Here is a 13,150-nt window from a genome sequence, read left to right as displayed (position 1 = left end):
TCGACCCCGGACTTACTTGAGCTCGGACGAAGACAGGCCCAGCAGCCGGCGTGCGACCACCAACTGCTGAATCTGTTGGGTGCCCTCGAAGATGTCCAGGATCTTCGAGTCGCGCGCCCATTTCTCCAGCAGTGACTGCTCGGAATAGCCTGCGGTGCCGGCTAATTCGACCGTCTTGAGCGTGACGTCGGTGGCCATCCGGCCGGCCTTGGCCTTACTCATCGACGCTTCTTTGGAGTTGGGGATCTTGTTGTCGGCCTGCCACGCCGCCCGCAGCGACAGCAGGTAGCTGGCCTCCCAGTCGGCCTCCATCCGCAAGAACTCCGAGGCCGCCGCGCTTTGGACGTGCGAGGGCTTGTCGTAGGAGATCTCCACACCGGCCTCGGTGAGGATCTTGCGAATCTCCTCGAGCGCGGCGCGGCCGACACCGACGGCCATCGCCGCGACGATGGGTCGGGTGTTGTCGAAGGTCTCCATCACTCCGGAAAAGCCCTTGCCGACCTCGATCTCGGGGTTGCCGAGCAGGTTTTCCTTGGGAATGCGGGCGTTGTCGAACCGGATGACCGCGGTATCGGAGCCCTTGATGCCGAGCTTGTGCTCGAGTCGTTCGACCGTGACACCGGGATGCTCGCGTGGCACCACGAACGACTTGATCGCCGCGCGGCCCTGTGACTTGTCCAGCGTCGCCCACACCACGATGTGGGTGGCGCGCGACCCGGCGGTGACAAAGATCTTCTCGCCGTTGATCACGTATTCGTCGCCGTCCAGGGTGGCGGTCGTGGACACCGCCGCCGAGTCCGATCCGAAGCCGGGTTCGGTGATGGCCATCGCCGCCCAGACCTTGCCCAGCCGTTGCAGCTGTTCCTCGTTGGCGACCGCGGAGATGGCCGCGTTCCCCAGCCCCTGGTAGGGCACCGACAGCATCATCGCGAGATCGCCCCAACTGGCTTCCAACGTCTGCAGCAGGGCGGCCATGTTGGCGCCGTTGTGGTTCTTGTCGCGCTCTTCGTCCTCGCCGCCCAGCGCGTTGGCTCCCGCGAATTCGATTGACTCCGAGGCTCCTTCGAAGAGGCTGAACAAAGTGTCGAGCTCGACCGGGTACGCGTGTTCCTTGAGGTCGTACTTGCGGGCGATCGGCCGCATCAGCTCGGCGGCACCCTGATGCGTCTTCGTCGTCACCGCTTGCATCTTGCGGGGAAGTTCCAGATTGATTGCCATGATTGAACTTTCAGCTCGAATTGGATAACGGCTCAGATGACTACGACGCCCTCGGCGACGCCGATGGCCCGCAGGTCGCGGTACCAGCGTTCGACGGGGTGCTCTTTCGTGTAGCCGTGGCCGCCGAGCAGCTGCACGCCGTCCAGGCCGATCTGCATGCCCTTGTCGGCGCCGAGCCGCTTGGCCAGCGCCGCTTCGCGGATGAACGGCAGCCCTTGCTCGGCGCGCGCCGCGCCGCGCCAGGTGATCAGCCGCAGCCCGTCCAGTTCGATGGCGATGTTGGCGCACATGAAGGCCACCGCCTGCCGGTGGGCGATCGGCTCGCCGAAAGCCTGCCGTTCCTTCACGTACGGGACGACGTAGTCGAGCACCGCATGCGAGGTACCGACCGTCAGCGCCGCCCAGCCCAGCCGGGACAGCGCGATCGCCTCGGAGTAATCCTCGTCGGTCGCTTCGTCCTCACCGAGCCGTGCACTCAGTGGCACCGTCACCCCGGAGAGCTCGACCTGGCCCAGGGCCGCCGCGCGAATCCCCATGCTCGGATCCGCTTTCACGGTCAGGCCTTTCGTCGAGGACTCGACGATGAACAGGGCCGGCTTACCGTCCAGCTGCGCGCCGACGATGAAAAGCTCGGAGTCCGCGGCGGCCGGGACCAACGACTTCACACCGTCGAGGCGGTATCCGCTCGGGGTGCGCACCGCGGTGGTCGTCAACCGGGTGGGGTCGAAGAGTGGTTGCGGTTCGGCGATGGCCACGCACGCTTGCGGCACGTTCTCGCCGGCGAATTCGGGAAGGTAGGTGGCCTGCTGGTCGGCGCTGCCCCAGTGGGTCAGCGCGGAGGCCACGCCTCCGGGGGCCAGTAGCGGCAACGCCAGACCCATGTCGCCGTAAGCCAGCGCCTCGGCAACCAGCACGTTGGTCACGCTGGACCGGTGCGCGGCGATGCCGTCGAAGTCCTCGGGAATGTTGATCGCGGTGATGCCCAATTCGGCGGCCTTGGCGATCAGGTCGGGCGGGTAGGTCGCCGCCTCGTCGGCATCGTGTGCCGCGGGCCGCAACACTTCCTCGGCGAACTCGTCGAGGGTTTCGACGATCATCTTCTGGTCGTCGTCGGGTGTCAGGTCGAAATAGTCTTTGCCGCTGGACTTGAGCCGGGTCGGCCCGCCGCGCAGATTCTGGATGCGCTTGAACTCCCGCGATGAGGTTGCGGCGGTGGAGAAGATGGTCTTGGTGCCGTAGCGCAGGGCGCGGTTGAGCGGGTCGCGTAACTGGTATTTGTCCAGAAACTCCTGCCCGACGAGCGGGGTGAGCAGCGCGATGGCGATATCGATGCCGGTGCGCTTGTGCGGTTGCAGTCCGACTGCGGATTTGTGATCGCGCCGTTTGACGCGTGAGCGGGCGGTTTTCGAAGTCTGTTTGGAACCGGTAACGGTCATTTCAGCAGCCTCAGGTTTGACGGGCAATGCGGATAACTCCGATCTTACTCCGGAGTAAGATCGGAGAGAACAGTTGTTAACTAATTCACACCGGCGTGGCCGTGAGGCTGCTGAGCACCTGCTTGTGCAGCAGGCCGTTGGTGGCCACGGCGCTGCCACGATGCGGTCCGGCGGTGCCGTCCAATGCCGTGAACGTCCCGCCCGCTTCGCGCACCAGGACGTCGAGCGCGGCAAGATCCCACACCGACACCTCCGGTTCGGCGGCGATGTCAACCGCCCCTTCGGCGAGCAGGCAATAGGACAGGAAGTCGCCGAAGGCGCGCACCCGCCACACCGCGTCGGTCAGCGCGATGAATCGGTCCCGCACACCGAGCTGCGCCCACCCGGACAGGCTGGAGAACGACAGGCTTGCCGAATTCAGTTGTGCCACTGAGGAAACCGAGAGGCGTCGCGCGGGCCCACCGTTGACCGCGGCGAAGGCGCCCCGGCCGTGTGCGGCCCACCACCGGCGCTGCAGTGCCGGGGCGCTCACCACACCGACAATGGGGACACCATCTTTAAGCAACGCGATCAGAGTGGCCCATACCGGCACCCCGCGGACGAAGTTCTTGGTGCCGTCGATCGGGTCGATGATCCATTGACGTCCGGTGAAGGTGATGTCGCCGCCGAACTCTTCGCCGACGATGCTGTCGTCCGGCCGTTCGCCGGCGAGCACCTCACGCAGCTCGGCTTCCACCGCGCGATCGGCGTCGGTCACCGGCGTCAGATCAGGCTTGGTGTCGACGTGCAGGTCCAGCGCACCGAATCGGGCCGAAGTCAACGTGTCAGCGCGGCCGGCCAGCGTCAGCGCCAGCGCCAGATCGTCCTGACTCACCGCACCGCTCCTCCTCACCGCATCGCACTGCGTCGTCGCCGGTGCCGACTCATGACGCAGTCTTATCACGGACCTACCATGGCCTCGTGTGGGAATTAGGACTGCTGATCCTGCTGCTGGCCGTACTGGGCGTATTTCTCGTCCAGCGTTTCGTCCCGCGTGGCCCACGCGGGGAGCTGCTGAGCGGCACGCTGCTGGTGACCGGAATAAGTCCCCGACCCGATGCGACCGGCGAGCAATTCGTCACCATCGCCGGCGTGATCAATGGGCCGACGGTGAACGAACACGCGGTGTATCAGCGCATGGCCGTGGACGTGGATCAGTGGCCGAGCATCGGCCAACTGTTTCCGGTGGTGTATTCGCCGAAGAATCCGGACAACTGGAAATTCGCTCCCGCGGTACCGCCGGCGCCACCCGGGCCGGCGCCCGAGTCACCAGCGCCACCTGAGCCGCCGGCCGCGAGCTAGCGTCGGTCAGCCGGCCGCCGGCGGGCGCCCCATGACCGTGATCCGAACGCCGTAGCGGGGGACCACAAGTGCTGCTCGCCTGACCGTCCCGCCGGGAATTCCGGGAATGCCGGACGCGGCCGAACCGGTTGGGGACATCACTTCGGTCGCCGTCAGGTCCGACAGGCCGCTGCACGGCAATGCCGTAACGGGATTGCCGGAAGCGGTTGCCCAGCCGGCCGGCACCGACATCGGGCCGATCCGCGCGGCACGCGCGAGCACCGCGTTGACGTTGCCCGGACCCGCTGCCGCGCCGCTGAGCGCCGGCGCCTGGGGGAGTGTGGCGGGAACCGCCGCGAGGTTTGGCAAAATGCCCAAGTTCTTGTCGGCCTGGATGATTCCGGCGGGGGTCCCCTCCGCGGTGAAAATGGATCTGAATACGGTCTGGGCGCCCTGGATGGTGTCCAGGATTCGGAAATCGAGCGGGATTTCCGGCCCCCCGGGGGACGGGGGAGTTGCCGCCTGCGATCCCGAGCCCGAGCCCGAGGCGTCGGCGGCGGCGCGAGCGACCGTGTCCTGCTGTGCCGTCATCCCATCGTCAGTGGTGGTCCGTCGCGGCGAGGAGAACGGCGAAACTTGCGCTGCCGCAGCTGAATTGGCCGAATACGTGTACATCGCCGAGGCGTCCTGCGCCCAGTATTCGGCGTACTGAGCTTCGGTCGCCGCGATGGCCGCTGTGTTCTGGCCGAAAAAGTTTGTCGCCATCAGCATCGCCAACTGCAGGCGGTTGGCCGCGACCGCCGATGGGGGCACCGTCATGGCATGCGCCAGTTCATACGCTGCCGCGGCCGCCCGAGCCTGCATGGCGGTCTGCTGTGCACGTTCGGCGCTCGTGTACAGCCACGCCACATAGGGCGCCGCGCTGGCTGCCATAGCCCGGGATGCGGGTCCGTGCCAGTACAAGCCCGTCAGCCCGGAGAGCACCGATTCATACACCGCGGCCGTGATGGCCAACTCGGCCGACAGCGAGTCCCAGCTTCCGGCGGCAGCCAACAGCGGGCCCGACCCGGGACCTGCGTACATCCGGCCAGAGTTGACCTCGGGCGGAAGGAAGCCGAAATGCATTGTCTTACAGCTCTATGAGCCGCGTGCAGCGAAACTGCGTGGGGCCAACGGTTCGTTCTGCGGCCGACGGCAGTTGGTGGGTTGGCAGCATGTCACCCAGCGGCCGGCGGGCGTGGCATCACGGTGAGCCGCACGCCGTAGCGGGGTGGGACACCCGCGCCGACCGTGCGCGAGGCACCGCCGCCTGGCATGCCGGGGTAGCCGGGATATCCGGACGCGATCGGCTCCTCGGTTCCGGGCAGCGTGGTGAACCCCGCGGGTTCTAACGGCGAGATGTGGGTGCTGGTGGGCGCCGACCAACTTGCCGGCACGGACATCGGCCCGATCGAGCCGGCGTGCGAGAGAGTTGCGGTGACATTGCCCAGGCCCCCGCCGAGGCCCGATGTGGCGCCGCGGAGTGCGGGTGCTGCCAGCGCGGGTGCGAGATTGGCGGCGGCGGCCCCTGGTTTGGCCAGAATGCCCAAATTGTTTTCGGCGCCGATGATTCCGGACACGAACTGCTCCATGTTGTAGGGAGCGCTGAAACCGAGGCCGGTCCCCTGGATGGCGTCGAGGACGCGGAAGGCGTTGTTGTTGGCCGAAGTAGCCGATGAAAGGTCGTAATAGTTGTAGGTGTTTCCCGTAGTCGGGTCGTCTAACGTTGAAAAGGTCCGCGTGACAGCACTATTCGTGGCGGCGGTGGCCTTGGCGCTCTGCTGTGCGCTCAACCCGGACTCGCTGGTCGACTTATGTGCGGTGACAAACCGGGGCAACTGGGCCGCCGCCCTCGAAGACACGGAGTAACCCGACATGGCGGCGGCGTCCTGCGCCCAGAAATCGGCGTACTGTGCCTCGGTGTCGGCGATGGCCGCGGTGTTCTGACCGACGATGTTCGTCGCCACCAAAGACGCCAACAGGGTGCGGTTCGCGGCGACCGCCGGTGGCGGCACCGTCATCGCATACGCCTGCTCGTAGGCCGCCGCGGCGGTACGCGCCTGCATGGCCGTCTGCTTGGTCTGCTCGGCGGTCGTCTGCAACCACGTCACATAGCGGGCGGCTGAGGCCGCCATCGCCTCGGCGGCCGGGCCGCGCCACTGCAGGTCCAGGCCCGCGAGCACCGATTCGTAGGACTCGGCGGTGGAGGCCAGTTCGGCGGACACCGCGTCCCAGCTTCCCGCAGCGGCCAGCAGCGAGGCCAGTCCCGGGCCGCTGTACATCCGGGCAGAGTTGACTTCTGGTGGAAGAAAAGCCCAATCCATGGTGATGCATTCCCTTCAATGTGTGATTTGCGGACAGACGCCTCCGGCGCCGGCGGTGACCGCATCGGCGTTTCCTGAAATATGTGGCCGCTCCCGGATCTGCTTTGCCGGTCGGCAAAGCTCACCCCCGCGTCGGGTGATAGGGCGGCCCGGCGCGATCGCGCCACGGCCGTCTAGCGGGCAGCGTGGCGCTTATCGCGTTGGCGGAGCATGCGCACGGGGCATCGCAGAAAAAGGACCTTCGGTTTTCGGGCCCTCTAAAAGTCGCAGGTGCGGCCGATGCTCGCGGGGTTTTGCTTAATTCACGGCGCGCACCAGGCAGAATTCAGCTGTAGTTCACGTTGTATTCATCTTGTGTTCACCTTGTAAGCTGCCCTGATTGACACCTGTTCAACAACGAAAGTATTTGGAGTGCTTGGCATCTGGTCGCCGCGGCGGCATACGCCGGTGCTCAGCCGCGATGGTTGAGGTTGTCGACCACGAGCTCGCCGCGGGCGTGATCACCTTGGCGCGGCGTTCACGCTCGGCTTCGGCCTCGCGGGCCATCGCCCGCTGCATCGACTCCGTGCTCTCGACATCCTTGATCTCCACGACGCGCACTTGCACTTCTCAGGGCTCGGTCTGCTTCTCGATGATCGTGCGCAGGTCGCTGTTGAGGTCCGTCCGATGTGCCAGCAGCGTGTCCAGGTCCGCCCGGCCCAACAGCGACCGTAGTGTCGTTTGCGCGATCTGCGATGTGGCCACCGCGTAGTTTTCCACCGCCAGAATCGCTTTCAGCGGGTCCGTCACCTGAAACATCACCACGGCGTTGACTCGCGCCATTGGATGTCTGTGGAGCGGTCATGCGCGAGGTCTCCCGTCCGGGTGATGGTGGTGGTGCCCGCTGTCGTCTCGCCTGTCAAACAAACCTGGTTTTCGTCCGCACTCGATATTCGGTCGCTGCCATCGCGATGGCAACAGTCAATTCCGCCCGTGAGGTTCTACCGTAGGGTCCAATGGCACCTATTTCGGCGACCAATGCCTCTGGGGGAGCGGGGGTTACGGACAATATTCTGACGACGGAGCGGTGCGACGAGCACCCTTCTACCGCGCAACGAAGGAAGTCGCGATGAGCAATGTGTATTCAGCTCCCGCAATTCTGGTAGGTGTCGACGGATCCAGGGCGGCGATACATGCCGCCGTGTGGGCGATCGCCGAGGCGGTAAGCCGCGATATTCCGCTGCGCCTGGTCTACGTCGTCGATCCGCACGATGCGTCGGGCGCACCCAGCGGGAGCGCTCGACTCGCCGTCGCTCGCGCCGCGCTGGGCGACGCCCATCGGTGCGTCGAGGCGGTCAAGCAGCCGGTTAAAGTGGAAACTGAAATACTCTGGGGAAGAACGGTTTCCAAACTCCTAGAGGAATCCAGGTCGGCGGTAATGATGTGCATCGGGCACATCGGGCTCAACCATGCCTGTCATGGCGGACCTGCCGTCGCGACCTCGTTGGTCCGCTTGGCGCTGTGTCCGGTCGCCGTGATCCAACAGTCGGCGAGCCGTGCGTCGGCACCGGCCCAGGTCACCAGCGTGGTAGCCGAAGTAGACAACGGCACCGTGTTGCGGCATGCGTTCGACGAAGCGAGGCGGCGCCGAACGCCATTGCGCGCGGTGTCGGTATCGAGTGACGCGGATGCGCGTGACGGGAGCCCTGAAAAGGCCTCAGCGCAAGCACAATTGGATCGCAGGCTGGCGCGGTGGATGCGGTTGTATCCCGACGTGCAGGCCGAGCCCGCGATTGTGGCCGGGGGCGTCGACCGGTACCTGCGCGCACACGACGATCCCGGGCAGCTGCTGGTCACCGACAACTACCAGGCCGAGGCGCTGTGTCACGCGGGTCACTCCGTGCTTGCGATACGTTGCGGCAACCTGTGACTCGAACACGGCTGCGGCTGTGAGCTGAAACATACTGCTCTGCAACGAGCTTCATCGATGGAAAGATTCGCGGACACGGCGGCATTTCCTTCCGTGCGCGCCAGTTGCTGCGTGATGTCAAGGGCCTTACGGCCCTGTTGTGAGACGGCGCCCTGAGTCAAGATGGTGTTACTCTGAGTTTCAGATAGATGGAGGGGTCGCTGAATCATGAGCCGGCTGACGACGGCCGAGGCGGGTGCAGACCTGACGGACCGCGCGGACGTGGAGGCGCTACTGCGCCGTTTTTACGGGCGGGCGTTGGACGACGAGGTACTGGCCGAGCCGTTTGCCGAGTTGCGGGCCACCGGTTTGGAGACCCACGTACCGACGATGTGCGACTTTTGGGAGACCGTGCTGTTCCGCGCGGGTCTGTATCGCGGTAGCGCGTTGCAGGCGCACCGGGACATCCACCGACGAGCGCCACTGTCGAAACATCACTTCCGGCGCTGGCTTACGCTGTGGCACAACACCGTTGACGAAATGTATCGCGGACCGGCGGCCGATCGGGCGAAGGTTCAGGCCGGCCGGATCGCGTGGGCGATGCACCGGCGCCCTGACCGGTGTCGATGCGCCCGAGATTCTCGTCACGCAACCGGCTCGTGATGGTCAGGCTCTGGGCCGAAGCGGAACCGGCGGCCGGTGATCTCGGTCGGGGTTATCCGCACGTAGTGCGGTTTGAGCGTCGCGGTCCACGGCAACAAGTGCGCGCGTTCGGCTTCTTGAATGCCCGCCTCGGTCTTCAGTAGTCGCGCGCGGCCGCGCACGATCACGCTCCATCCTTCGAGGTGGTTGTGGTCGTCGACCTCGAAGACCACCGCGTGATTCGCCACCGCCGAGAACAGTTTGGTGCCCTCAGCGGTGCGGAACAGCACCGTGCGGTCCTGCACAACGAAGTTCACCGGAAAGATCTCGGGCTCGCCGGCGAAGTTGGTGACCAACCGGCCCAGCGCCATGCTTCCCAACAGATCCCAGTTCTCGTCCTCGGAAAGCACGGTGACTGGTTGGTCGCTACCCACGCCCTCAAAGCTACGGAGAATTGACGTCGTTGAGTAGAGGCCTTCGTACTCGGAAGACTCAGCCGTGACTTACCCGCAGCAACTTGGACAGGCTCGGCAGCTTGACGCGCGGTCTGCCGTGCGGCTCGCCGGCCGCCCGCTCGTGGGCGTCGATCAGCTCCCAGTGCGCCGAGGTGACCAGTTTGGGCTGGCGCGATGCCAGCCAGTCGGCCAGTTGGTCGGCGTGGTCTTCCGGGAAATCCGCGAGTCCGCCGTTGTCGGCGGCATCGGACAAATCAGCCAGCAACGTATCCACGGTTTCCTGGGAGTCCTTCTTATTGGTGCCGATGACACCGGTCGGTCCCCGCTTGATCCATCCGACCACGTATTCGTTGCGGCTACCTTCGACCCGGCCACCCTTGTTGGGGATCGTCGCGGTCTTCTCGTCGAACGGCAGCCCCGGGGTGGGCAACCCGCGGTAGCCGACCGAGCGCACCACCAGCTGCACCGGTAGCTCCTCGCGCTCGCCGGTGTCATTGGCGGAGACCCGCCCGTTGTCGTCGACGACCAGGTCGTTGCGGCAGAGCACAATCGCTTCCACTCGGTTCTCGCCCTTGATCTCGATCGGGGAGGTCATGAAGCGCAGCACGATGCGGCGGTGTCCGGGACGCGGTTCGCGCTTCGCGTAATCGCGTAGCACATTGATGTTCTGCTTCGCCGTCTTGCCGGCCGCGGCCGCATCCTCGTCGCTGATGCCTTCCAGTTGCGCGGGGTCCACGATCACATCGACGTTGTCCAGCTCTCCCAGCTCACGGAGCTCGAGGGTGGTGAACGCGGTCTGCAGCGGCCCGCGCCGGCCGATGACCAACACTTCGTCGACGCCGCACGGGCGCAGCGATTCCAGCGCGTGGTCGGCGATGTCGGTCAACCCCAGCACGTCGGGATCGGTCACCAGAATGCGCGCCACGTCGAGAGCGACGTTGCCGTTGCCGACCACGACCGCCCGGGAGCCCGAGAGGTCGGGCGTGGCCTGCTCGAAGTTCGGATGCGCGTTGTACCAACCCACGAAATCAACGGCCGCGATGCTGCCGGGCAGGTCTTCACCAGGAATGTTCAGCGAACGGTCGGATTGCGCCCCAACCGCGTAGACGACGGCGTCGTAGCGCTCGGCGAGCTCGCTGGCCTGCACGTGGTCGCCGACCGAGATGTTGCCGAAGAAACGGAAGCGCGGGTCCTTTGACGTCTTCTCGAATTGCTTGCTGATCGACTTGATCTTCGGGTGATCGGGCGCGACGCCGGAGCGCACCAGCCCCCACGGGGTGGGCAGCATCTCCAGCATGTCGACAGCGACATCAATGTCCTCGGAGCCGTCGGCGGCCTTCAGCAAGGACGATGCGGCGAAGAAGCCCGACGGTCCGGAGCCAACGATTGCAATGTGGTAAGGGCGCATACTCGACCTTCTATTCGTGCCCGGTTAGCGCCGGGGGCTCCCAGACGGGCCGGCGCGCAGAGCCAGGCGCACATGATCGTGCCTCGATGCTAAACGCATGACCGCTGGTCGTGACCTGGACACTCGCTGCGAGCAAAGGCCCCGGTAACGTGGTCGCCTGTGGAACCCGACCGTCAAGCCGACATCGCCGCCCTCGACGCCACCCTGACCACGGTGGAGCGGGTGCTCGATGTGGACGGTCTGCGCAGCCGCATCGAAAAGCTCGAACACGAGGCATCCGATCCCCAATTGTGGGACGACCAAGCCCGGGCGCAGCGGGTCACCAGTGAGTTGTCCCATGCGCAGAATGAGCTGCGCCGAGTCGAGGAGTTGCGCGGACGCCTGGACGATCTGCCGGTGCTCTACGAGCTGGCGGCCGAGGAGGGTGAAGGTGCCGCCGACGCCCTCGCCGAAGCCGACGCCGAGCTGAAGGCGCTGCGGGCGGACATCGAGGCCACTGAGGTGCGCACCCTGCTCTCGGGTGATTACGACGAACGCGAGGCGCTGGTCACGATACGTTCCGGCGCGGGCGGAGTGGACGCCGCGGACTGGGCCGAGATGCTGATGCGGATGTACATCCGGTGGGCCGAGCAGCACAAGTATCCCGTCGAAGTCTTCGACACGTCCTACGCCGAAGAGGCCGGCATCAAGAGCGCGACGTTCGCCGTGCACGCCCCGTTCGCCTACGGCACCCTGTCCGTGGAGCAGGGCACCCACCGGCTGGTGCGAATCAGCCCATTCGACAACCAGAGCCGTCGCCAGACATCGTTCGCTGAAGTCGAGGTGCTACCGGTGGTGGAGACCACCGATCACATCGATATACCGGAAGGCGATGTGCGCGTTGACGTTTACCGTTCGAGCGGTCCGGGGGGCCAGTCGGTGAACACCACCGACTCTGCGGTACGTTTAACGCACATCCCAACGGGTATCGTCGTGACTTGCCAGAACGAAAAATCGCAACTGCAGAACAAGATCTCGGCGATGCGAGTGCTCCAGGCAAAGTTGTTGGAGCGCAAGCGATCCGAAGAACGCGCTGAGCTAGACGCGTTAAAAGGCGAAGGCGGCAGTTCGTGGGGCAACCAGATGCGCTCCTACGTTCTGCAGCCGTATCAGATGGTCAAGGACCTGCGAACCGAGTACGAGGTTGGCAATCCTGCGGCCGTCCTGGATGGAGACATCGACGGCTTCCTGGAAGCGGGAATCCGTTGGCGCAACCGAAAAGATGACGAATAACACAACTTTGCTTGCCGCATCGATGACGCACCGCTGGCACGACTTCTGGCGGGGTCAGCTCGGCGAGTGGATCATCACCAGGGGTCTGCGGATCGTGATGGTCCTGATCGCGGCGGTGCTGGCGGCCCGGTTCGTCAACTGGGTGGCACAGCAGGTCACCCACCAGCTCAACCTGGGCTTCGCCGAAAGCGACGCGCTGGTGCGCTCGGAGGCGTCCAAGCACCGCCAGGCCCTGGCGTCGGTGATCTCCTGGGTGTCGATCGTCATCATCGGCATCTGGGTCATCCTGCAGATTTCGTCCGTGCTGCAGTTCTCGGTGGGCGGGCTCGTCGCGCCCGCCACGGTGGTCGGCGCCGCGCTCGGTTTCGGCGCACAGCAGTTGGTGCGCGATCTGCTGGCCGGCTTCTTCATCCTGGTGGAGCGCCAATACGGCTTCGGAGACCTGGTGACGATCACCGTAGTTTCGGCGACGGATGCCAGTGGCACCGTCGAGAATGTGACCTTGCGGGTGACCCGCCTGCGGTCGGCGGACGGTGAGGTGCTGACCATCCCGAACGGGCAGATCGTCAAGGTGGTCAACCTGTCGAAGGACTGGGCACGCGCGGTGGTGGACATCCCCGTGTCGACCAGCGCCGACCTCAACCGGGTCAATGAGGTCTTGCACCAGGAGTGCGACCGCGCCATGGACAACCCGGTGCTGGGGCAATTGCTGTTGGACGCGCCCACCGTGATGGGTGTGGAAAGCATCGCGGTCGACACCGTGACGCTTCGTCTGGTGGCCCGCACCCTGCCCGGCAAGCAGTTCGAGGTTGGCCGACAGCTGCGGGTGCTGGTCATCCGAGCGCTGGCCCGGGTCGGAATCGTGACGGCCGCGGACGCGAAGGTGGGCCTCGTGGAAGACCCCTCGGTTCCGGTCGCCCAGGCCGCCGAACAGCAAACCGACGATGAAGTCCAAGGTGCGGTGCAGAAGCGTTGAAGTTCACCCTGAACATCCTCGAGAAGCGCAGCGACGGCGACGACACGGATGCGGAGCGCCGCTGGCCGAACTACATGTTCGGTGGGCGGATGCGCACGTCAACCTTCGTCTTGATCATCGCTTTCCTGCTGACGTGGTGGGTCTACGACACCTACCGCCCGGAACCGGCGGC

General features: G+C 65.4%; 11 protein-coding genes and 2 pseudogenes. 5 read left to right on the top strand and 8 right to left on the bottom strand.

What is annotated here, in order from left to right; translation table 11 throughout:
* Positions 1–12: 12 nt before the first annotated feature.
* The 3 genes from A5625_RS05200 to hisN form a co-directional block, all read right to left on the bottom strand.
* On the bottom strand, positions 13–1,218 hold the full coding sequence (locus tag A5625_RS05200; protein ID WP_066989711.1) for an acyl-CoA dehydrogenase family protein: 1,206 nt from the start codon (positions 1,216–1,218) through the stop codon (positions 13–15).
* A gap of 32 nt (positions 1,219–1,250) precedes the next feature.
* Positions 1,251–2,654 carry an acyl-CoA dehydrogenase family protein gene (locus tag A5625_RS05195; RefSeq protein WP_066989708.1) on the bottom strand — a complete coding sequence of 468 codons (1,404 nt, stop codon included), beginning with the start codon at positions 2,652–2,654 and terminating at the stop codon, positions 1,251–1,253.
* A gap of 85 nt (positions 2,655–2,739) precedes the next feature.
* Positions 2,740–3,528, bottom strand: a complete 789-nt coding sequence (hisN, locus tag A5625_RS05190; RefSeq protein WP_066989705.1) for a histidinol-phosphatase — start codon at positions 3,526–3,528, stop codon at positions 2,740–2,742.
* Positions 3,529–3,614: 86 nt separating this feature from the next.
* On the opposite strand from hisN, the gene A5625_RS05185 reads away from it, so the two are divergent.
* Entirely contained in the window at positions 3,615–3,995 is a 381-nt protein-coding gene (locus A5625_RS05185) for a hypothetical protein (RefSeq protein ID WP_066989703.1), read from the top strand.
* A gap of 6 nt (positions 3,996–4,001) precedes the next feature.
* Here the strand turns inward: A5625_RS05185 and A5625_RS05180 are convergent, their stop codons facing one another.
* The 3 genes and pseudogenes from A5625_RS05180 to A5625_RS05170 all read right to left on the bottom strand — a co-directional run.
* On the bottom strand, positions 4,002–5,099 hold the full coding sequence (locus tag A5625_RS05180) for a PPE family protein (protein ID WP_066989700.1): 1,098 nt from the start codon (positions 5,097–5,099) through the stop codon (positions 4,002–4,004).
* Positions 5,100–5,191: 92 nt separating this feature from the next.
* Positions 5,192–6,337, bottom strand: coding sequence for a PPE family protein (locus A5625_RS05175; RefSeq protein WP_066989697.1), 1,146 nt, complete (start codon positions 6,335–6,337; stop codon positions 5,192–5,194).
* Positions 6,338–6,818: 481 nt separating this feature from the next.
* A pseudogene (locus A5625_RS05170) lies at positions 6,819–7,156 on the bottom strand (SPFH domain-containing protein); the annotation flags it as partial.
* A gap of 289 nt (positions 7,157–7,445) precedes the next feature.
* Here A5625_RS05170 and A5625_RS05165 point away from each other — a divergent pair.
* Entirely contained in the window at positions 7,446–8,246 is an 801-nt protein-coding gene (locus tag A5625_RS05165; RefSeq protein ID WP_066989695.1) for a universal stress protein, read from the top strand.
* A 207-nt stretch (positions 8,247–8,453) separates the two neighbouring features.
* A pseudogene (locus A5625_RS05160) lies at positions 8,454–8,928 on the top strand (group III truncated hemoglobin).
* On the opposite strand, the gene A5625_RS05155 reads toward A5625_RS05160, so the two are convergent.
* Together A5625_RS05155 and A5625_RS05150 are read right to left on the bottom strand one after the other, a co-directional pair.
* Positions 8,870–9,301, bottom strand: coding sequence for a pyridoxamine 5'-phosphate oxidase family protein (locus A5625_RS05155; protein WP_066989691.1), 432 nt, complete (start codon positions 9,299–9,301; stop codon positions 8,870–8,872). The pseudogene A5625_RS05160 and the gene A5625_RS05155 sit on opposite strands and share 59 nt — an antisense overlap.
* 58 nt (positions 9,302–9,359) lie before the next feature.
* Positions 9,360–10,730, bottom strand: a complete 1,371-nt coding sequence (locus A5625_RS05150) for an FAD-dependent oxidoreductase (RefSeq protein ID WP_066989689.1) — start codon at positions 10,728–10,730, stop codon at positions 9,360–9,362.
* 159 nt (positions 10,731–10,889) lie between these two features.
* Between A5625_RS05150 and prfB the strand changes: the two genes are divergently transcribed.
* Complete coding sequence (gene prfB, locus A5625_RS05145) at positions 10,890–12,002, top strand: peptide chain release factor 2 (protein ID WP_066989687.1); 1,113 nt, start codon at positions 10,890–10,892, stop codon at positions 12,000–12,002.
* Positions 11,992–12,978: a mechanosensitive ion channel family protein gene (locus A5625_RS05140; protein ID WP_066989684.1), complete on the top strand. Its 987-nt coding sequence runs from the start codon at positions 11,992–11,994 to the stop codon at positions 12,976–12,978. Before prfB ends, A5625_RS05140 begins: the two co-directional genes overlap by 11 nt.
* Positions 12,979–13,150 lie beyond the last annotated feature (172 nt).

Source organism: Mycobacterium sp. 1465703.0 (assembly GCF_001672975.1).
Taxonomy (GTDB): domain Bacteria; phylum Actinomycetota; class Actinomycetes; order Mycobacteriales; family Mycobacteriaceae; genus Mycobacterium.
Note: the sequence above shows the minus strand (reverse complement) of the source record. Positions and strands in the feature narration are given on the sequence as shown.

Bases quoted from the DNA above. Each gene is read 5' to 3' on its own strand.
- A5625_RS05200 (WP_066989711.1), bottom strand. From the start codon at position 1,218: ATGGCAATCAATCTGGAACTTCCCCGCAAGATGCAAGCGGTGACGACG.
- A5625_RS05175 (WP_066989697.1), bottom strand. From the start codon at position 6,337: ATGGATTGGGCTTTTCTTCCACCAGAAGTCAACTCTGCCCGGATGTAC.
- A5625_RS05180 (WP_066989700.1), bottom strand. From the start codon at position 5,099: ATGCATTTCGGCTTCCTTCCGCCCGAGGTCAACTCTGGCCGGATGTAC.
- A5625_RS05140 (WP_066989684.1), top strand. From the start codon at position 11,992: ATGACGAATAACACAACTTTGCTTGCCGCATCGATGACGCACCGCTGG.
- A5625_RS05165 (WP_066989695.1), top strand. From the start codon at position 7,446: ATGAGCAATGTGTATTCAGCTCCCGCAATTCTGGTAGGTGTCGACGGA.
- A5625_RS05195 (WP_066989708.1), bottom strand. From the start codon at position 2,654: ATGACCGTTACCGGTTCCAAACAGACTTCGAAAACCGCCCGCTCACGC.
- A5625_RS05150 (WP_066989689.1), bottom strand. From the start codon at position 10,730: ATGCGCCCTTACCACATTGCAATCGTTGGCTCCGGACCGTCGGGCTTC.